Source organism: Burkholderia sp. PR2 (assembly GCF_052372875.1).
Taxonomy (GTDB): Bacteria; Pseudomonadota; Gammaproteobacteria; order Burkholderiales; family Burkholderiaceae; genus Burkholderia; species Burkholderia diffusa.
Genome location: NZ_JBQRWH010000001.1, coordinates 993,081 through 1,014,193, shown reverse-complemented (window position 1 = coordinate 1,014,193; position 21,113 = coordinate 993,081). Strand labels below are relative to the sequence as shown.

Genomic DNA, 21,113 nt, shown 5'->3' with positions numbered 1-21,113 from the left:
TGAATTACTGTCGGGCTGGACGTATTTTCGCTTCGGCCGTTCGCGGCGATCACCGCGAAGCGTTCGATTTCGGCTCATTCGCCCGGCTGGCCTGTACATCGAACATTGACCACCAGATCGTGCCGATCGTCGGTCAGCATATGACCAAGATCGCTCGGCAGCGCCGGCGCCACATTGCTCTTTCGTCGCGTCGGCCTGCTCTTCCTTGATCTCGGGAACCTACATCGTGCAGGACGGACCGGAGTATTTGAACGGCCTGTTAAAGATCGCCTCCCACAGATCGCTGCCATTCACGCGCGGAATCCTGATCGCCCTCCCTGCCCGATCGTCGAAGTGACCGCGTATGCCCCGTGCGACGGCCAGACCACGCACGCGTTCCGCGCGCCCCCTCACCCGACGATCACCTGCTGCCCTGGATTGATCTCCCCCGGATTGCTCGCCAGGTTCGGGTTGAGCTGCAGGATCTCGTTCAACGCGACGTTGATCCGTTGACCGTCCGACATCCGTTGCTGTTCGTCAGCCGGTACGCGAGCAGCTGCAAGCAATGACCCTTCGTGATTTTCCGCAATGGTCCACAACGAATCGCCGGCGACCACCTGCACCGTCAGCGGAGTTGGCGTCGGGCGCGGCGAACCCGTCGAAGGCTGCGCCGGCGAGGATGGCGTCCCCGACGGCGGCGCATTCGGCGTCGATGACGCAGACGCACTCGGCTGAGCCGCCGGCGCCGTCGTCGCCCCGGGCGTCGGTGCGAGCGAGGCACCGGGCGTCGGCGTCGTGCTGCTCGAACCTGAAGGCGTCGGCGACGGACCGGAACCGGGATGCTTGTCCTTGTCGTCCGATCCCGTCAACGCCGAGATCACGCCGTACCCCTGCATGATCCCGAAGATCGCCACCGGGAACAGCGCGATGCCTGTCGGCAAGCGCGCGAGCCACGGCGTGGCATTCGGGAATTGCGTATGCAGACGGCCGGCGCCCAGCAGCGCGCCGGACATCGCACCGAGCATGCCGGTCATCCCGTCGCCGAACGTGTGGGCGGCCATTGCGCCGTGGATGCCGCTTGCCAGACCAACGGCCGATGTCACGTAGTCGCCGGTCGCGCTCGCGATCCGCGCCAGCTGACTGCGATTCTCCGCATTCACGCCGCGCGAGCCACCCTTGTAGACGATCCCGGTAGAGACGGCGCTGATGATCCCGCCCAAAGCCTGCCCGCCGGCCAGCCCGTCGCCATGGAGGAACTTGGCCCCGTTGATCGTGATCGAGCCACCGTACCCTCCCAGTGCGAACAGCCGCCCTAACCGACCAACCGCGTGCCGCGGGCTGCCATGGTGCAGCAGTTTCAGTGACGTCCCGCCGACCACGCCCTGCATCTGCGCGAGCATGTCGGCCGCGATCGCCTGCGTGTGCGTCGCGGTTTCGTCGAACGACAGCGTCCCGTCCTCGTTCAGCGCGCGCAACTGCGCGGCGGCGGCCTTGCCTTCGTGTGCAATCTGTTCGAGCTGCGTACCTCGCGCGTCGGCGTCGAACCCGTTCGCCTTGAGTTGCTTCTGCAGGCCGCGCACGAGGCGGTCGACGACGCGATCGAACACGCGCGGATCGCCGTTCTTCAGGCTGGCGACCGCGCCGTGATGCAGCGCCTGGAACACGCGGCCGACGCGCAGCCCGGCGTACAGCGAATTCGTCGCGGTACCCACGAACTCCTTGCCCGTCGCGACGAGCGCGCCCGCGCCGGTCCCGCCGGCCAGCGTGGCGGCGGTCATTTCGCCGGCAATCCGCCGTCGCGACGGCGGACGTCGGTTCGTGCCGATCGGCTCGTCGTGCACGCGCAGTGCGTGCAGCTCCGCCTGCGCGCGCTTCGCGTCGGGAATCTCGACGTTGGCGAGCTGTGCGGTCTCCCGCCGGCTGGTACCGATCGGCTTGGTGCCATCGTTGATCAGCGCGGGATCGCGCACGACCGCGCGCCAGTGGTCGGCCGGGTCCCCGGCGGATGGCTGCGTTCGGGTGGTCACGCGGTCCGGCACGCTGGCGCCGTATTGCTCCAGCCAGCGTGCGGCGAACCTGCGCGCGCCCTTCTCCGTCTTGTTGCCAGGCTCGTTGCCGTCACCCTTCCAGTGTTCCGTTGCATGCTCGATCGTCGCCTTGCGCGCCTGGTTCAGCCACACGGTCGTGTTGCCTTCGTAGAGCTTCTGGCGCAGCGCGGCCACTTCGGCGGGCGTCATCCCTTGCGCGGCACCGATCCGCTCGACCTCCGCGAACAGCAGCTGATGCTGGTTCGCCAGCGTCTGGCGGTCGACGCGCTCGAACACGCGCGTGAGCGCATCGGCACCGTGCAGGCGATCGATGATTTCCGGTCGCGCGCGGTTCTCGACGATCAGTTTCGCGAGTGCGCCGGTCAGGTCCTGGTTGCCGATGAAGTCGGCGCCGTGCGTGCCGAGCGACAGGCCGACGTGGACCCATTCGAGCCCCTCGCGCTCGAGCACGGCGCGCAACAGCTTCTCGTGCCCTGCGCCCGGCACCGATTCGGGCACCGCGTCCCAGCCGTGAAACGTGACCATCACGTTGGGCGCCGTCGTATCGGGATGTTCGTTCGACCACTTCTCGAGCGCCGTCATGACGCGCACGTAATCGTGGTATGCGTCGTTGGTGCCTGACTGGTACCGGTAGTCGGTGCCGGACACGAGCGCGCGCGATGGCGCCGTTTCGAGCCGGATCGCGAAGCCGGTGTGCGCCGCCTCGTCGAGCCAGCGATTCAGATGTGCAAGATGATCGAGCGCGAGTGCCGTCCCGTCCGTGCCCGGCGCCGGATGAATCATCCCGTTCTCGCCGTCGAACACGGCGTTCTTCTGGTCGCCGAGCGCCTTCACCGCGCGCAGGAAATCCGGATCGTGCGCCTTGCCGAGCACGGCCGCGAGCAGATGAGGATCGACCACGAGCGTGACGACCGGCGTCACACCGCCGTACTGCTCGACGATCTTGCGCATCAGCGTCGGATCGTCGCTCAGCGACAGCGAACGTGCCATCGGCACCATGCGGTCCTGCAATGCTTCGCTCGAGCGCGTGAAGAAATACCGGATCCGCTGGTCGGCGACGGTCGCCGCGCCCAAGCGCCGGGTGCGTGCGCGCAGCTTGCCGGGCACCGGCAGGAAGCGCGACGCCGACGTCGACACGTCGCGCCCGACGTACAGCTTGTTGAGCAGCGTGCGCCACATGCCCGGGTCGACCATCACGGCCTGCGGCTCGCCCTTCAGCACGAGATTCACTTTGCCGGCACGCTGCGCCTGCTTGTTGTAGGCCTCGATCTGGTCGTGCGTCGGGAAATACTGCTCGGTCTTCGCCGCACCATTGCGCAGGCTGAACGCGACGACGGTCGACGACGAGAGCCCAGGCTGGTACGGCTCGATCGACAGTGGCGCGGGTGCCGTGCCGCTGCGCCGCAAGCGCTGCAAGTCGTTGAGCACCTCGTTGTAACCGTGCCGCGTCCGGGCCGCGAGCGCCCTGAACGGCGCCGATTGCTGACCACGCGCTTCCGCGTCGGACAGCTGCTCGCGCAGCGCCTTCGCGCGCGCTTCGAGCGCCGCGATGCGCGTCGGCCGCGCACTCCGCAGGAACGCGCGCGGCGGCAACTGGGTGAGCAGGAAATGCACGTCCGAGCCGAACCGGTCGTTGCCGATCGGCATTTCGTCGAGCGGTACGCCCTGATGATTCGGGTTGTTGGCGTGCCGGACGGCGTCGAACCACCGCATCTCGCCGTTGCGCGCGGCGATCACGCCGACCGGATCGCCGAGCGCCTCGGCCACGGCGCCGTCCGTCCTGAACACGTAGATCACGTGCTGGTTGCCGTCAACCGCACCGTTGCGGATCGCAGTCAGCAGGTGCGGCACGCTGTTGCCGCTGAAATCGACCGCATTGAGCGCGGATGTGTGCGACGGCAGCAAATGCGGATCGACCGGCGGCCGCGTTGCCGTGTTGCTTTCACCGCCCTGCTCCGCGCGCTCGAGCGGCCGGCGAAGCGGCACCTTCGACTGGAAAAGATCGCCGAGCGAACGGTGCGGCGGTTTCTCTGCCGAGGTGGTTTCCTTCGCCGGCCGGAAGCCGCCGATTCGATCGACGGTTTCCGGCTTGACGTCGCTCACGACGAACCGGATGCCGCGCCGCGGCGAGCGCAGGACCGGAATGCCGCCCCTGCGCCGTCGCCGGAACACGGTGCGCAGATCCTGCTCGGGAACCTCGGTGTCGCCGAGCGGCGCTTTTTCGTAGTACTTCCATTCGTGGTTCGTGTTGCGCTCCGCGTAGCCGAGCACCTTGCCCGTCTCGTCTTCGACCACGTGAATCCAGCGCCGCTCTCCCTCGACGGCACGCACGGCCTGACGCGGCCGTTTGAAACCCGGTGCGTCGTGCAGTTTCGCCACGTCTGCGGCGAGCGCGGCGTCGACCGGATGACCCGACGCCGTCACGGACCACGACGACTTGCCGTCCCGCGTCTCGATCTTCGACGCGCCGCCGAACTGCATCAGCTCGTCGTGCGCCACCGGCGACACGAAGAAATCGAACTGACGGCGTGCCGTGCGCCCGCTGCTGCCGGTCTTCCCGAGCGCCTTGCGCAGCGCGCCCGGCACGCGCTTGCCGTCCAGCATCCGCACGGGGCCGAGCGCGCCGTGCTCGTCGGTCTCGAGCACCGCGACGAACGCCGGCGCCGCGTGTTCGGCGTCGGCGGCCGGCGCGTCGGTATGCGCGGTGATCAGCACGTGCGCGTTCGGGCCGAGCTGGCGGCCCAACCCGTCGAGCGTCGGCGCGCGCTGGCCATCGACGCGCGTGAGCGTGCGTCGGCCGAGGCTGTCGAGCCATGTCGCGGCAACCGCCTGTGGATCGCTCGCTTCGGCCACCGCGGCGCCCTGCGGCACGCCCGGCTGGTTCGCATGACCGGATACGGCGGCAGGCGCCGCCGCGCCGGACGATTCGCCGGCCGTGCCGGCAAGGCGGCCGGCCGCCGGCCCCGCCGGGCCGATCGTCGGCCAGGTCGGGCGCCCGTCGGTCGCCCCGACCGCCCGCATGCCGCCCGCATGCACGGCCGCATAGCCTTCCGGCAAGCCCGAGCGATCGATGCCGACGAGCCGGTACGACACCTCGCCGGTCGCCGCGTCGCGGGTGCGCACGACGTACATGTCGACACCGGCCGGCTTGACCAGCTCGCCGCCATCGGGCGTCGTGATGCGCAACGCGCGAGCCGGATCGTGGCCGAGCGCCGACAGCAGCACGACGTCGGTTGGTGCCTGGCCCTCGACCGCGGCGAGGTTCGCTGACGCGCTGGCCGCGACACGCTCCTGCGGTGTCAGGTCGCCCCGTGCGAACGCGGTGTCGTCCGGCAACGCATCGGTGCGCACGTATGCGTGGTTCCGTGGGCCGGTATGCGCCGTATCGATTGCCTGCCCGAGATCGCCGTGCGCGACGGTCCGCACGCCTTCCGGCAATGCGAGCCGGGCATCGGTCACCGAAGGGGCAGGCGTGTGCGCGGCAGCGGTAGCCGGTGCATCGGGCACCGTGCCGCTGAACCGGAACCAGCCGTCCTCGGGATCGAGCGCACCGAAATCGGTGCCGCTGCCGAGCTCGATGCTGCCGTCGCGCGTCACGAATTCCACGCGCAGGTTGGTCAGCCCGGCCGCGTCGAACGCCTGCATCACCCCGTCGATCACGCGGGTCGGTTCAGGGCCGTCGAGGAAGCCGCTCGGCCAGCGCTGGCTCACCGTGCCGCCGGGTTGCGTCACGCGCGCCGCGTCGCCGATCACGCCGGGCCGTTCGGCCAGCGCGGTGCGGAACGGATGATCGAGCGTGACCGATTCGAACGTGTCGTCCGGAATCGCGGTGAAATCGTAGTCGGGATCGGCAAACGTCGGATCGGCCACGCGCGGCACCGTCGGGCGCGGCGGCGGATCGGCGAGCGGGCGCGACGCGGTACGGGCGGTCGTCGCGGCCGGTTCCGCGTCGCGTCCTGCGGGGAGCGCCGGCCGGCCCGCGCGTGCCGGATCGCCGCGGAAGCTTTGCATCGGCAGACGATCCTTGTCGACCTGGCCGGTCAGCCGCGTGCCGCGTACGGTGGTCGAACCGTCGGGCTCGACGAGCAGGATGTCCGGCGGCGCCCAGACCGATGTCGGCCGTCCGGTCAGCTCGGACAGGCGCTGCGCGAGTGCCGCCGCGAAGGTCGTGCTGGCCGCCCGTACTTGCCCGGGCGCGATGCGCAGCGGATCGTGCTTGTTCGATCCGCCGAAGCACGAATACAGCGTGACGTCCTGCCCCGGTTCGAGATGCGGCGCCACGCGCTCGGCCACCTCGTCCGGCGTGAGCGGACGGCCTTCCGGGCCGAGCATCGCGTCGGCCGATATCCCGTGGCCGAACACGACGTGATGACCGGGCGGCGACATCAGCCCGCGCGCGCCGATCGGATGGAGTGGATCGTCGGACGGCATCAGCAGTGTATCGGCCGGGCGCAGGAACTCGGGATGTTGCGTCGCGTCGATGCCGGTCACGTCGTCGAACCCGGGCTGCAGCACCGACTGACCATGAACCGTCGTCGTGACGACGCCATCGTTGGCGATCCGCCGGTCCGTATAGACGCGACTGGTCTTCGGATAGATTTTCTGCGTTTTCCCTGACAGGCTGTCGTCGGCCTCGGCTTCGGCGACCTGCTCGACACGTGCGGCCCATTCGTCCGCCTTGTAGATCTGCCCCGGCCCGACTTCGACGACCGGAGTCGGCTCGTAGACTGGCGGTTCGCCCGGTTCCGCGTCGGGGGCGAGCCGCGGATGCGCGGGCCCGCCCGGCGTCACGTCCTGGCGTCCGCCATCGCCTTGCGTACCGCCCGCGCCGCGGCGGCCGCTGTCCGAGTCCGGATCGATCTGCGCGTCGATCGCGCGCACCGGCTCGACCGGTGCATGGTCATGCACGGCCGTGCGCGCCGCCGGTTCGCCGCGCTGTGCGAACACCATCGGCGGATCGCTCGCATCGGGCGCCTCGGGCAGATGCAGATAGAGCCGCGTCGCGACGTCGGGATCGTTTGCCGGCAGGACGATCTTGTCGTCGATCGGATGCAGTTCCAGCGCACCGGTGCCGCGCACCGAGTTGGACGTGATCGACGCGATCACGGGCACCTGCAGTTCGTACGCGAGCTCCTGCGCGAACGAATAACCGCCGGCACCGAGATAGCAGCCCGTCAGCAGCACGCCGTTGCCTTCCGTATAGGCCGGATCGTCGAGCAGCTTGCGCGCGAATTGCCGCGGCGAAATCGTCTTGCCGCCTTCCGTGACGGCGGCCGCGCTGTCCAGGGTCACGTCGCGCGGCGCCGTGCCGTGCGACTCGGCGATGTCGAACCCCGACACCTTCAGGAACTGCCGAGCGGTCGCGTGCCCGAGCAGGTTCACGACGTTCGAACCCGGCACGGGCCGCAGTTCCAGAGGATTGATCCGGACCGGCTGCGCGCCGCCCGGCGAGAATTTCCCGTTCACGTCGGGCTCGATCTCGAAGCGCGCAAGCCGTCGGCCCGGATTGGGGAGCGCCCGCCGCCATCCGGCCGCGTCGTCGTCGCCCAGCCGGCCGAATACCGGCGCCTGGATCAGATCCGCGAATTCCTGCAGCAACTCGGGATTGGCGCCGCTGCGCGGCCCCTCGAGCGCGATCGGCGTGCCCGGCGTATAGCCTTTCCACGCCAGTTCTTCCAGCGCATGCGTCATCTCGAGCGCGCTGGCCGACCGGCCGCTGCGCGGATTGATGATCGAGCCGCGTTTCGTCAACAGGCGCCACACGTACACGCCGATCGGCACGCGCGCGTCGCCCGTCGTGGCGCTGCCGCCCCAATGATTCGACACCGGGCGCGGCGCGACGCCGCTCCAGTCGACCGGATGCGCGCCCTGGTCGATGACCGCCAGCGCCGGCGAGAACCGGTACGTGCGCGGTTCGCCGCTGACCGAATGGTCCGGCACGCCGGCCTGATCGGGCGCACCGGGTTCGATCAGGATGCCGCCCGTATAACCGGAGTCGGGGCTGCCGTCGGCCCGATAGCGCGGCGAACGCCATGCGACGAATCCGCTTGCGCCGTACACGTCCACGCCCAGCACGTTCGCGAGCAATTGCGCGAGCGGACTCACGCGCGTGCCGGCGCCGCACGCATAAAGAATGACCGGCGACTTGCCGTCCCAGCCGCTCTGGCGAATCAGCTCGGCCATGTCTTCGGCGCTCATCGCCTTGCCGGTCGCGCTTGCGAATGCATCGGCCCACGCATGCGCGTACACGGCGAAATAGCCGGGCGGCACCGGCATCAACGGCCGCTCGCCCGCCGGCAGCCGGTTCTCGGGCTGACTCGGGTTGTCCGAATAGATCGCGAGGTCGGCCTCGCGGCGCGGGTACGCGGCCCACTGTGTTTCGCTCATGCCGAATGGCGCGTTGATCACGTCGACGCGCCGGCCGCCCTCGTTGCGAATCAACGGCTTCTGCGGATCGAAGCCGCGCGGGTACACCACACGCAGCGTGCGGTCGTACGCATCGTTCATCGACAGCATGAACGCATCGCCGGCGGTGGTCAGCCCGACGTGGCCGACCACCGCTTCGGGCGGCACCGAGCCGTCCGCGGCGAGCGCCCCTTGATCGACCAGCGCGATCCGGTAGCGGCCGCCGGCCACGCCGTCGGCGCCGACCATCAGCGCGTCGTGATACGTCGTGTAGCGCGTCACGCCGATCGTGCCGTCTTCGTCGGGCGCAACCGCCGCACGCGCCTTCGCGTCGTCGGCCGCATTCGCGCGCCGCTGGTCCGCCCGCGCCGCGCTCATGTCGTCGACGATGTTGCCCTTTTCGGTCGCGGGCAGCCCGTCTTCCTCGGGGTTGCGCACGTTGCCTTCGGGATCCTGCAGCGCGTACACGTAGTACTCGACGTCCTCGAGCCGGTTGCCGCTCTCGATGATTCCTCCGACCACCTCGCTCAGCATCGCCGGATCGGCCGCGACATGCGCGGGGATCTCCCAGGACGCTGGATGCGCGCCGTTTGTCGGCATGCCGGCCCGGGCCGTCGATGCACCGTCGCCAGCCAGCGCGTCGGCGACGGCCGGCGTCGCTTCGCCGTCGGGCGCGAGCCGCGGCACGATCGCGGCGTCGTCCGGCGTGCCCTGCATGCGGTGCGCGCGCAACCACGCGGCGACGCGCGCCCGCAGCCCCTTGTCGGCCGGCGCGACCGTGCCGCCGTCGTCGGCCGGTTCGCCGAAGCTGTTCGCCTGCTCCTGCGCGTGCTGCCACGGGTTGCCGATCTCGCCGACCGCGAGACGCTGGTTCGCCAGTCCGTTGCCGTACAACGTATCGACGACGTTGATCGCGACCGGCCGCGACACCGTCGACGGTGCGGGCGTCTTCGTGATGGCTCGAATCGGCCGCTCCATCAGCGTGTGCGAACCGAGCCCCATCTGCGCGATGCCGATGCCGAGGTTGAGCAATTGCTGCGCGCGATCGGAATCGGACATCGCGTCCCAGTTCTTGACCAGCGACACGCCCTGGTCGGCCATCTGGTAGCCGCCGATCAGGCCGCCCGTGACATTGAATACGCCGGCCGTGCGGCCCGCCGTCTGCGCGAGCGACTGGAACGCGTCGGCTTCCTGCGTGAAACGGCCGACACTGGCCACGTCGGCCGCAGCGCCGTCGCCGCGCGATGCGGCCGTCAGCAGGTCGGAGACCCGCCCCGTCGTGCGCAGCAGCGACGATGCCTCCGCGAGCGACTTCGCCGCCACGCCGAGCCCGGCGCCGGCGAAGCCCGCGCCACTGCCGATCAGGCTGATCCAGTCGCCGCGCGCCTGTACGTTGCCGAAGCCGATCGACTGGCCGTGATCGCTCAGGTTCTTCAGGTCGCCGATCGCGGCAGGCACGCCGACGGCCATGCCCGCGCCGACGGCCGTCCACGCGGCACCGAGCATCAGGCCGCCGACCGGCGCCCCGATGCCGCTCGCGACCAGCACGACACCACCGGCCGCGGCAAGAATGCCGGCACCCATTTCGAGGATGTGTTCGGCGTGCTGGTACCACTCGGTCTTGTGCGCGTCGATCGTTTCGTATTGCGAGAAACCGCCGGACGCCGGACCGTTCGTCAGGCTTTTCGGCACGTACAGCTTGCCGTCGTCGGACAGCGCATTGTTGTGCTGGTAGTCGTCGACGGTGTCGTACTTCCAGCCGCGATCGTCGATCAGCTTGTACTGGTCCGGATGCCCCTCCACCTGCACCTTGAAGAGCGCGCTCGGCGCGGTGCCGGTCCCCTTCGACACGTAGTAGATCGGCACCAGCGACACGACCGCGTGGTCGCCGCCGACCTTGCGGATCTGATCGACGACGTTCTGGATCATCTGCGTCGCGGCCGAATTCCTCGCGTACAGCGACTGGCTGTTGACAGCCGTCCCGTTCTGCAACTGCCCGTTGCTGACGATCAACTGTTCGAGCAGCGCCATCGACGGCACGTCGTTCCGGTCGGTCGGCGTCGCGCCCGGGTCGTCCGGCTGGATCCCGAGCCCGGCGCCGACGAAGTTCGTCATCTGATCGGAGCCGGTGGTGAACGTATAGGACTTGTCGTCGAAGTGCTTCTGGAAGTCGTCGAAATACGCCTTCAGCTGTTTGTCCGGATCGGCCTGGAACAGCTTGTAGCTGGCGCTGGCGGCGTCCTTGTTCTGCTTGTCCTGGGCACTCTTGGTGCCCTGGTCGTAACGCAGCTGGAAGTCGTTCGCGAAGCCCGAGCGGAACCGGTCGTCGTTCTGCATTTTTGACAGCAGCGCCTTCGACAACGACGGATCGACGTCCGACGACAGCGCCTGCCGCACACCGTCGAACCCGTAGCCGGCATCGCTGCCGCGCAACGTATAGATCATCGTCTTCGCGTTGCCGTTGGCGTCGAGCAGCCAGCTCGCGACGTCGTCCTCGCGATGCACGGGCACGCCGCTCGCGGTCGGCTGCTGATCGGCGAGCCCGACCGCCGTGCTGAGGCCCTTGTAGAACTCGATGCCGTCGCCGTAAGGCTGCGGCGTGCCCGTGTTCGACTGCGTCCACTTGTTGCCGAAATCCTTCTCGACGGTATCGAGCACGACGCCCGCGAATTCGGGCGGGGCATTGGCGAGGATGTCCTGCATCCACTTGCCGGCCTTGTCGGCATTCATCCGGCCGTCGTAACGCGCCTGCATGCTGGCCTGGTCCGTCGCTTGCGAATCGGGCTTCTGCATCAGCGGATCGATCTGCGAATGGATGAAGTTCGCGTTGAAATGCGGCTGGCCCGCCTGCGTCCACAGCGTCTGGCGTTCGTCCAGCGAGAACGACGCATTCATGTTGGTGTTCAGCACCTGAAGCGCCGCGCCCGGATTGCTGCCCGGATTCTCCATCAGTTGCGCGACCTGCTGCTTCGTGTATTGCAGCCGCACGTCGGGCGCGGCGGCGAGCAGCAGCTTGATCTTCTGGTACCCGGGCTGGTTCTGGTCGGCGTGCGCCATTGCATACGCGAACACGCCGCCCGCCTGGTTGATCTGCGCGTTCAGGGCTTGCGCGTCCGATTCGCTCTTGCCGTCCGTGCTGACCGGAACACCCGTCAGCTTGACGAACGCCTCGGCGAGCGGATTCTGCTGGGCAAGCGTCTTCTCCTGCGGCGACAGTTTCGGGTCGTTCGGATCGACGGTCACACCGGTGTCCTGCAACAGCGCGAACGTGACCGGGTCGGACTGCGCGAGCTGTTTCATCTGCGGCGACAGCGACGGATCGTCGGGATTGATCGTCGCGATCGTGCGCTTGAGCTGGCTTTCCTCGCCCAGCGCGTCGACGAGCCCGGTGTACCACATGCCGTCGTGACTCTGCTTCACCGACGCGACGACCTGTTTCTGCTCGTCGGCCGTCACGTAGGTCAGCGCGGTGTCGTCGCCGCCCGTCACGACCTTGTCGTACTGGCTCTGCGCCTGCGACAGCTCCTGCGTGATGTCGGCCTCGTCGGCGCGGCGCAATCCGCCGGGCTCCTTCTGCCACGCCGCATAGTCGGCCTTTGCGTCGTTCAGGCGCAGCGTCGCGGCCGACGTGCTGTATTCGTGGCGCAACGCGGTGGTGAGTGCCGTGTATGCGTCGTCGGCGTTCGTGTCGGCCGTGGTGGCCGCCTGGCGCAGTTGCGCGCCGGTGTCAGGATCGGCGCGCCGGATGCCGCCCGGCAACGCGTTGTACTGCTGCACATCGGCGTTCGCGGCCTGATCCTTCTGCATCGCCATCGCGAACTGGAACGCCTTCACGTTGGTCGCCCGCTCAGGCGCCGATTCGGCCGACACCGCCTTTTGCGCATCGTCGAGCACCGAGCCGAACACCGGATCGTTCGGCGACGCATTGCGCAGATCCGATGCCACGCCCGCGATCGCCTTGTTCGTGTCGCCGCCGCCGTCCGCCGCGACGCGCATCTGGTTCTCGGCGGCTGCCTGCACCGAGCCCCATGCGGTTTCGGCCTTCTTCACCTGGTTGTCGAGATCGGCCTGCGACGCGCCCTGGTCGTGCAGACGCTTGAGCGTCGCCATTTCGGCCTGCGCGAGCTGCAGCAGGCGCTGCGTCTCGGCCTGCGCGGCCGCGAGGGCCTGCTGTTCCGGCGTCTGGGCCGGCGGGGTGCTGCCCGCCCCGTTCTTCGGTGCCGGATCGTCGTCATTCTGCGGCTGCGGCACGTTCACCGGCCCGCCCCCGCCCACAGCCATCAACACCATGTCCATTCTCCCGCGGCATGCGTGACGTGCCGGCACAGCGGCAGACGGGCCACGCGCAATGGTCCATTGTGCAGAACGGGCACGCGTGAAAAAGTCGCGCATTACGTAGTCGCCGGCCAGGTTGCGGCAGCGCGGGCAGACTCATGCTACGAACGGAATGAACCCGACGCGGCAATTCGACCGTTGCCGCTTCGGGCGGCAAATTTTTCCGGGTTCCGCGCACGAGACCAGAAATACATGCCGCCGCCAACGAGCAACACACGACCCAGCGCGTTGGATCACCACCCGGACGACATTCGCCGCAGGCTCGTGAAAGTACCGACGCTCACGCTGAGCCGCCCCGGCCCTGCCGAATCCTTCCGCACACGCGATGGTTCCATTGCGCGCCGATTCGACGGAAACACCCTGCATCGAAACGCCACGATTCCACGCGATTTCGCAGAGGACCTTTCCTGTGCAGCGGCTTAATCGACGGTCGCGCGATCTCCAATAATGGCCGCTCGATCAGTCGGCCGGCGCGCCGACGCGACCCACCGGCGATCGGGCCGGAGACCAACGATAAAAAATCCTATGCATTCCTATAAAACCATCCAGCCCGCCAACGCGCGCGTTGCCACGCCGCATGCCGTCCGCCGCGGCCGTCGTACCGGGGCGCTCCCGGGGACAGTGCTCGCCGCCTGCGCGGCCGGCCTGATTCCGTGCGTCGCGCACGCGCAGAGCAGCGTGACGCTGTACGGCCTGATCGATACGTCGATCACCTACGCGACCAACCAGCGTACGCAAGGTGCCGGTTCGCCCGGCAGCGGCAGCGTCGGGCTGACGAGCGGCGCGTTGAACGCGTCGCGCTGGGGGCTGCGCGGCCGCGAGGATCTCGGCGGCGGGATGGCGGCGGTCTTCACGCTCGAGAACGGCTTCGCGGGCACGAACGGCAAGCTGTCGCAGAAAGGCGTCGACATGTTCGGCCGTCAGGCGTGGCTCGGCGTGAGCTCGCGCACGGCAGGCACGCTCACGTTCGGCCGCCAGTACGACCTGATCCTCGATTTCGTGACGCCGCTCGGCGCGTCGGGCCCCGGCTGGGGCGGCAACCTCGCGGTGCATCCGTACGACAACGACGACTCGAACCGCAACCTGCGCATCAACCACGCGGTGAAGTACACGAGCCCGACGTATCGCGGGCTGACGTTCGGCGCGTTGTACGGATTCTCGAACACGGCCGGCGCGTTCTCGAACAACGCCGTGTGGAGCGCCGGGCTCGGGTATGCGAACGGACCGCTGAAGCTCGGCGCCGGTTACCTGAAGATCAGCCGCGACCTCAATGCGCCGAATCCGGACGGCGCACTGAGCACGGTCGACGGCTCGGCGACGATCACGGGCGGCAACCAGCAGATCTGGGCCGTGGCCGGCCGCTATGCGTTCGGCCCGCATTCGGTCGGCGCCGCATGGTCGCACTCGGCCACCGACGGCGTGAGCGGCGTGCTCCAGGGCAGCGGCATCACCCCGCTGAAGGGCGAATCGCTCGTCTTCGACAACTTCACGGTCGATGGCCGCTACTTCGTCACGCCGGCGTTCAGCGTAGCCGCCGCGTACACGTATACGATGGCCCGTTTCGACACGCGCACGGGCCAGACGCGCCCGAAATGGAACCATGTGGTCACGCAGGCCGACTACGCATTCTCGAAGCGCACGGACGCGTATCTCGAAGCCGTCTATCAAAGCGTGAGCGGCGGCAACGGCAATCCCGCGTTCAACGCGACCGTCTGGACGATGACGCCGTCAGCCAATAGCAACCAGCTGGTGGTCGCGCTCGGGTTGCGGCACAAGTTCTGACGACCCGGCGACACGACACGAGACGCGCCCGCACCGGCATGGCGCATCATGCATCGCCGCGCATGCTGCGGTTTCCGCGCAAGCAAGAATGCGTCCTGCGTCGTTCCCGTGTGAAAAATGCCGAGAAACTGGTCACGCTGTGACATTTTTCCTAATCTAGTTGCAGCGGCGCCGTGCTTCGGCGTTCCGGTCGAGACAATCTTTCATATGGCGCATCGCCGGCTTACGAAAGCGCATCGCGCACGGAAGCCGGCACTTTCGTGCCGTCTCGCCGGATGCGTGACGCGACAGTTCGCGCGCACCACGCTTTCCTCGCAGTCAACCGCAGGAGACGCACGATGAGCAAAACGAACCGATTTGCGGTCATGGCAGCCTTCGCGCTGCTGGCGGGTTGTCACCACGCGGCGAAAACGCCGGAGAATGCCGAGATGGCGCCGGCCCCATCGAGCGAAGCGGTCGCGACGGTGGCGGCGGACGATCTCAACAATCCGAACAGCCCGCTCGCGAAGCGCAGCGTCTACTTCGATTTCGACCAGTACTCCGTGAAGCCGGAATACCAGACGCTGCTGCAGGCGCACGCCGACTACCTGCGCAGCCACCCGTCGCGCCGCGTGCTGATCCAGGGCAACACCGACGAACGCGGGACGTCCGAATACAACCTCGCGCTCGGCCAACGCCGATCGCAAGCCGTGATGAGCGCACTGGAAACGCTGGGCGTGCAAGCGTCGCAACTCGAAGCGGTCAGCCTCGGCAAGGAAAAGCCGGTCGCGCTCGGCCACGACGAGGATTCGTGGGCGCAGAACCGCCGCGCCGATCTCGTCTATCGTTGACCGGATGCCGCCGCGACGGCGGCATTCCGGCTGCTCACCCTCCGTTGCCCGGATGCAGCGAATGTGCGGGGCGGGGCGCGCCGCGCCCCGGCTGCATGCGCGAGCGCCTGCCCCGCTCCATGTCGCCATGTGCCGATACGCAAAAAGCATGGAATAAACCGCCCGCCGGAAACGTTTCGTCATCGCGCGGTCGCCGGTTCACGCGAACCACCCTGCCGCGCGGCCTTCTCGGCGAAAGGAGAGTGAAATGAATTCGGCAAGATTGGCCGCGGCGCTGCTCGCGGCACTGATGCTGGTGCTGTCGGCCGGATGTACGTCGTCGGGTGGCGGCGTATCGCCAGGCCCCGGGATGAGCCGGTATGGCGGCGCGGGCGGCAGCGGAGGTGGCGGTGGCGGCGGCGGAGGGGGCGGCTACTGAAGCGCCGCCGGAAAGGCTCGAGCGGGGCGTTACGCACGAGCGCGGCCGGAAACCGGCCGCCTCGCGCGCGACGCCCCGCCGCGCCGCACGACTTACCGACGCATGACCTTCACGTCGGCCGGCGTGACGCTCGCGGGCTGGCCGCCCCACGTCGCGCGCAGGTAGTTCGCGAGCTGCGCGAGTTCGTCGTCGCTCAGCGTGTGCGCGAAACCCGGCATCGGTTGCAGGTTCTCGAAGCCGGCGAACTTCTGCTCGTCGATGCCGTCGAGCATCGCGACCAGCAGGTTGCGCGCATCGCCCTGACGCAGCGTCGAATTGCCGTTCATCGGCACCGCCACGTGCGGCTTGCCTTCGCCGTCGAAACCATGACAGCCCGCGCACACCGCGAGATACACCGAGCGGCCGGCCGCGAGCTGCGCGGCATCGGCCGACACCGGCTTCACCGCCTGCGGCGCCGGCGGCGTATCGCCGAGCAGGTACACGGACAGCGCGCGCAGATCGTCCTTCGTCATGTATTGCGTGCTCAGGTGCACGACCGGATACATTTCGCCGAACGCCGAGCCTTGCGGCGCGATGCCGACGCCGAAGAACGTCTGCAGGTCGGTGCCCGTCCAGCCGCGCGCGGCGAGGCCGGTCGGAGTGATGTCCGGCGCGGCCACGCGGCCGAGCGCGGCGCCGGCGAACGGCTTCGCGCCGTCGAGCTGACCCGTGAACGCACGCGGCGTGTGGCATTCCGCGCAGTGGCCGAGCGCGCCCGCCAGATAGCGGCCGCGCTGCCAGTCGGCGGACTGGCCGGTCGATGCATCGGGCAGGCTGTCCTTCAGAAACACCATGTCCCAGAACACCATGCCGAAGCGCAGGTTGTACGGGAACTTGAGTTCGTGCGGGCGGTTTTCCTGAGCGACCGGCTTCACCGTCTTCAGGTACGCGTACATCGCGTCGGTATCGGCGCGCGTGAGCTGCCGGTATGACGTATACGGCATCGACGGATACAGGCGCTTGGCCGGCGCCTTGCCGTCATGCAGCGCGGCGTAGAAGTCGTCCGCGCTCCAGCCGCCGATCCCGTGGTCCTTGTCGGGCGTGATGTTCGAGCCGTAGAACGTGCCGAACGGCGATTCGAGCGGCGCACCGCCGGCGAACGGCGCGCCGTCCTTCGCGGTGTGGCACGCCGCGCAGTCCGCGGCCTTCACGAGATAGCGGCCGCGCGCGACCTGGTCGGCACCGGGCGCGCCGGAAGCCGCGCTCGAAGCCGGCGCGTCATGGCCGCCGCAGGCGGCGAGCAGCAGCGCGCAGGCGGCCGCGAGTGCCGGCAGGCCCGCGGCCCGCGCGGCACGATGGGCGAATGTGCGTTTCATGCGGCGTCCTTCACGAGTCCCGGCGTGGTCAGGATCACGTCCTTCACGGCTTCGTAATAGCGGACGTAACCGGTGCAGCGGCAGATGTGCGCGTTCAGCGCGTCGGTGATCGTGCGCTCGACGTCGGCCTTCGCGACCGGCTCGCGCTTCAGGCGTTCGATCAGCACCGTCGCCGCGTTGACGAAGCCCGGCGTGCAGTAGCCGCACTGGAAGCTGAAGTGCTCGAGGAACTTCTGCTGGATCGGCGACAGCTCGACCACTTCGCCGGCTTGGTTGCGCTTCGCGTGACCTTCGATCGTGCGGATCGAACGGCCGTGGAAGAAGTGCGCGCCGGTGATGCATGTGCGCATTTCCTCGCTCGTGCCGTCCGGCTTGTCGACGATCACGACGCACGCGTGACAGATGCCCTGCCCGCAACCGAGCCGCGAACCGGTGAGGCCCGCATACTCGTGCAGGAACTCGATCATCATCAGCCCTTCGGGCACCTGCATCGGGCCGACGGACTTGCCGTTGATGTTCACCGACAGCGGTTTCTGCTGAAAGCGGACGAGCGGACGCTCGACGGTGGCCGGTGCGGCAGCCGGTGCCGCGGGTGCCGGAGCGGCCGAAGCCGCGTTCGGCGCGGATGCGCCGGTCGCGGCCGACGCGGCGGTTTGGGCGGTCGTCATGCGAGCACCTCCTGAATCTTTTGCGGGGTCACCGGCAAGTCGGTGAAACGATGGCCGATCGCGTGCGCGATGCCGTTCACGATCGCGCCGACGACGGGGATCATCACCACTTCGGCGACACCCTTCGGCGGATCGGTCTCGGACAGCGGCGGCAGGATGTCGCCCGTCTGCGACCACACGGCGACGTCGGTCGCGCGCGGCAGCTGGTAGCGGTTGAAGTTCCACGTGCCGTTGCCGGGGCCGTCTTCGTAAAGCGGCAGGTACTCGTGCAGCGCATGGCCGATGCCCATCGCGAGGCCGCCCTGCAACTGGCCCGACACGAGCTGCGGCGAGATCTGGTTGCCGCACTCCATGATCGAGTGATGCGTGAGCAGCTCGACCTTGCCGGTCGCTTCGTGCACGGCCAGCTCGACGAGCGTGCCGACCGCCGTGTAGTACGTGACGGCCGCGTTGTTGCGGCTCGTCGGCGGGATGAACACGCGCTTGCGGTCCAGCACGCGATAGCCGTTCGCGGTCGGCGCCAGCGTGCCGTGCATCGCGGTCGCGCCGGCCGGCGCGGCGGTGCCCGGCATCGGGCCGTCGTCGCCGGTCTTCGGCGCGCCGATCCGCAGCGACAGCCCGTCGATCGGCAGACGATCGACCGCGCCGCCCACGTCGAATTCGGCGTCGGTCCATTGCCAGCGGTTGAACACGTGTACGACGGCGCCGGTCGCCAGGCCGAGCGCATGCGCCTGCTTCGCGAGCTGCTCGAACGTCAGCGGCTCGAGGCCGTCGGCGGTCAGCTTGCCGTCGACCCAGCGCGCGTCCTCGATGCGGATCGTGTACGGCGCGGCCTGGCCGCCGCCGAGGCCGCGCGTCCAGATCGACATCGCGGCCGGCCACAGCCCATAGCGGAACACCGCGCGCGCGGCTTCGCGCGTGCTGTGCGTGAAGTAGTACGCGGAGTTCGTCGCGCTCGACGGCGACGCATAGCCCGGCGACCAGCGCGGATTCGTGCTCAGCCGGTCCTGGTCGGCTTGCGACATCAGGTACGGATCGCCGCTCGTCTCGACCGGCAGATCGGGCCATTCGGTCACTGCGACGCGCACCTCGGTCGCCGGGCGACCGAGCCACTTCGCGACCGCGACGGCCTGCGACGTCGACATCCCGGTGCCGATCTCGGCAGCCGTGTGATGCAGCGACACCCTGCCGTTCTCGTCGAATTCGACCTTCGCGAACGATGCCTCGGCACCCGTGCCGAAATCCTTCTGCACGCACGCGAAGCCGACGCCGTAGCGCTTGCCCGGGTTCGCCGCCTCGAATTCGGCCTTGCGCGCCGCACGGCGCGTCCACAACGGATGCTGCCTCGCACGTTCCAGCACTTCGTCGACGCGCAGCGCGCCGGCGGGAATCGCGCCCTGCGTGTTCTTCATCCCCGAACGCAGCGCGTTGCGCAGGCGGAACTCGATCGGATCGAGGTTCAGCTGCGCGGCGATCTCGTCGACCGCCATCTCGGTCGCGGCCATGCTCTGCAGCGTGCCGTAGCCGCGCGCGGAGCCTGCGTCGATCGCGCGCGACGCGATCGCGACTGCCGCGAGGTCGCTCTTCGGGAAGTAGTAGATCGATTGCGCGGCCGTCGCGCCGACCATCGCCACCGACGGCGAGAAGTTCGAGCGCCCGCCGCCGTTCGCCTCGAAGTCGCCCTTGAACGACTGCATGAGACCCGTGTTGCGATCGACCGCGATCCGGTAATGCATGCTGAACGCGTGACGCTTCAGCGATGTCTGGAACTGCTCGTATCGGTCGTTCGCGAACCGCACCGGGCGGCCGTCCGCGTACAGCGCGCAGACGAGGCCGTAGAACGGCACGTTGCAGTGATCCTTCGAGCCGTAGCCGACCGTGTAGCACGGATGCACGAACAGTTTCTTCACCGGGAAGCGGCATTTCGCGACCATGGCGGCCGCGTTCTCCGCCACTTCGAGCGGCGACTGCGTCGGCACGACGAGGTGCAGCGCCTGCGTCGCGGCGTCGTACCAGCAGTTCGCGTTGTCGGGTTCGAGCGCGGCGGTGTCGACCGACTGCGTGCTGTACGCGCGGTCGAACACGAGCCAGTCGGCCGGCGGATGGTCGAACTCGCTGGCGATCTGCCCGGCCAGGAACATGCCCTGCTCGTCGAGCTTGCCGTGCTCCTTGCCGTCCGGCCAGACCGGCAGGTGCTTGCGCATCATGCTCGGGAAGATCGGCGCGTCCTTCAGGCTCGAATAGACGTCGTCGTCATAGGCCGTCTTGCCGCCTACCCGAACGAAGCGGAACGTGCCCCACGGATCGCGCTCGAGCGGGCCCGTGACCGCGCCGTAGCGGATCACGTCGTCGCGGAACTTGAGCGCGTTCTTCGCGAAGCGGAAGCGCGCGAAGTCGTGATAGATGAGGATCGCGACCGCATGGCCGAGATACGCGGGCGTCTTGCCGGCGGGCAACAGCATGTCGTCGCCATAGAACGCCGGGAACGCGACGCCGTCGCGCGCGAGATCGTCGGCCGTGACCACGCGGTCCGGCTTCAGTTCGTCGCCGAGCAGCGACAGGTCGAAGCCTTCGTACGTGCGGTCGGCCTGCGTGACGCGGAGGATCAGCGCGTGCGACTGCTGCTGCGGCCAGTGCGGCATGTCGGCGGCACGCACGTCACGGGCGAACACTTTTGAGCCCGTGACTTTCGCGATGCCGTCGATGCGGAATTGGGGGATGCCGGTGACGCTATCCCATTTGACGGGCGTGAGGAGTTTTTCTTCGAAGAGCGCCGCGAACGCGCGGCTGCCGATGGGCGCGACATACACCGCGACGCCCGCCAGCACGCTGGCTTTCAGAAAACCCCGCCGTGACAGGCCGTGGTTTTTCATGTGGGGGGGAACCTCCTGATGCGGCTCGGACGGCGATAGGGTGTCGCGGCGTTCGGAGCGGCGCGCATTCTGGCATTGTTTTAGATATATCGCCTATAGTATTTCCCACATGAAATACTTATTGAATTTCTTATAACGGGATTTACACGGGCTGCGGCACCCGGTCGCGGGCGGCACACGAGCGCGACCGGGCGGTGTCGCGGCGGGCGCATCGATCGCCGCGGGCCGATCGCGCGCCAGGGGCCTGCCATGAGCGGTGCGCGCCGAAACCGGTCCGCGGGCGACTGTCCGACATCGTCCCGTGGGCAACGACGCCTGCCCCCGCGTCGGCGAATGCGCACGGCGCACGCCGGCGTGGTCTGAGACGACTCGCCGACGCCCCCGCACGTCACGCGCGGCCGGCGTTTCATGGTAATGTCG

At 68.5% G+C, this 21,113-nt stretch carries 7 protein-coding genes; 3 read left to right on the top strand and 4 right to left on the bottom strand.

The features are described 5' to 3' along the window. Positions 1 to 389: 389 nt before the first annotated feature. Positions 390 to 12,722 (bottom strand): LWXIA domain-containing protein, encoded by a 12,333-nt coding sequence (locus tag ACT2FV_RS04470; protein ID WP_444503318.1) that lies wholly within the window; start codon positions 12,720 to 12,722, stop codon positions 390 to 392. A gap of 570 nt (positions 12,723 to 13,292) precedes the next feature. Here ACT2FV_RS04470 and ACT2FV_RS04465 point away from each other — a divergent pair. The 3 genes from ACT2FV_RS04465 to ACT2FV_RS04455 all read left to right on the top strand — a co-directional run bounded on the left by ACT2FV_RS04465 (position 13,293) and on the right by ACT2FV_RS04455 (position 15,797). Continuing rightward, entirely contained in the window at positions 13,293 to 14,549 is a 1,257-nt protein-coding gene (locus tag ACT2FV_RS04465) for a porin (protein ID WP_444503317.1), read from the top strand. Positions 14,550 to 14,887: 338 nt separating this feature from the next. Then, positions 14,888 to 15,379: a peptidoglycan-associated lipoprotein Pal gene (pal, locus tag ACT2FV_RS04460; protein WP_059468012.1), complete on the top strand. Its 492-nt coding sequence runs from the start codon at positions 14,888 to 14,890 to the stop codon at positions 15,377 to 15,379. 247 nt (positions 15,380 to 15,626) lie between these two features. Next, positions 15,627 to 15,797, top strand: a complete 171-nt coding sequence (locus tag ACT2FV_RS04455; RefSeq protein ID WP_174911803.1) for a hypothetical protein — start codon at positions 15,627 to 15,629, stop codon at positions 15,795 to 15,797. Between the two features lie 92 nt (positions 15,798 to 15,889). Here ACT2FV_RS04455 and ACT2FV_RS04450 read toward each other — a convergent pair whose 3' ends face one another. From ACT2FV_RS04450 to ACT2FV_RS04440, 3 genes are read right to left on the bottom strand one after another with little or no spacing between them, the layout of a single operon-like run. Then, positions 15,890 to 17,152, bottom strand: a complete 1,263-nt coding sequence (locus ACT2FV_RS04450) for a c-type cytochrome (RefSeq protein WP_444503316.1) — start codon at positions 17,150 to 17,152, stop codon at positions 15,890 to 15,892. Further along, positions 17,149 to 17,820, bottom strand: coding sequence for a (2Fe-2S)-binding protein (locus ACT2FV_RS04445; RefSeq protein WP_444503315.1), 672 nt, complete (start codon positions 17,818 to 17,820; stop codon positions 17,149 to 17,151). Before ACT2FV_RS04445 ends, ACT2FV_RS04450 begins: the two co-directional genes overlap by 4 nt. Beyond that, the gene (locus ACT2FV_RS04440; RefSeq protein WP_444503314.1) at positions 17,817 to 20,693 is read right to left on the bottom strand and encodes a xanthine dehydrogenase family protein molybdopterin-binding subunit; all 2,877 of its coding nucleotides are present in this window, start codon (positions 20,691 to 20,693) and stop codon (positions 17,817 to 17,819) included. Before ACT2FV_RS04440 ends, ACT2FV_RS04445 begins: the two co-directional genes overlap by 4 nt. Positions 20,694 to 21,113: the final 420 nt, after the last annotated feature.

Excerpts from the sequence above, each read along its gene's own strand:
- pal (WP_059468012.1), top strand. The coding sequence starts at position 14,888 with ATGAGCAAAACGAACCGATTTGCGGTCATGGCAGCCTTCGCGCTGCTG.
- ACT2FV_RS04470 (WP_444503318.1), bottom strand. The coding sequence starts at position 12,722 with ATGGTGTTGATGGCTGTGGGCGGGGGCGGGCCGGTGAACGTGCCGCAG.
- ACT2FV_RS04450 (WP_444503316.1), bottom strand. The coding sequence starts at position 17,152 with ATGAAACGCACATTCGCCCATCGTGCCGCGCGGGCCGCGGGCCTGCCG.
- ACT2FV_RS04440 (WP_444503314.1), bottom strand. The coding sequence starts at position 20,693 with ATGAAAAACCACGGCCTGTCACGGCGGGGTTTTCTGAAAGCCAGCGTG.
- ACT2FV_RS04465 (WP_444503317.1), top strand. The coding sequence starts at position 13,293 with ATGCATTCCTATAAAACCATCCAGCCCGCCAACGCGCGCGTTGCCACG.
- ACT2FV_RS04455 (WP_174911803.1), top strand. The coding sequence starts at position 15,627 with ATGAATTCGGCAAGATTGGCCGCGGCGCTGCTCGCGGCACTGATGCTG.
- ACT2FV_RS04445 (WP_444503315.1), bottom strand. The coding sequence starts at position 17,820 with ATGACGACCGCCCAAACCGCCGCGTCGGCCGCGACCGGCGCATCCGCG.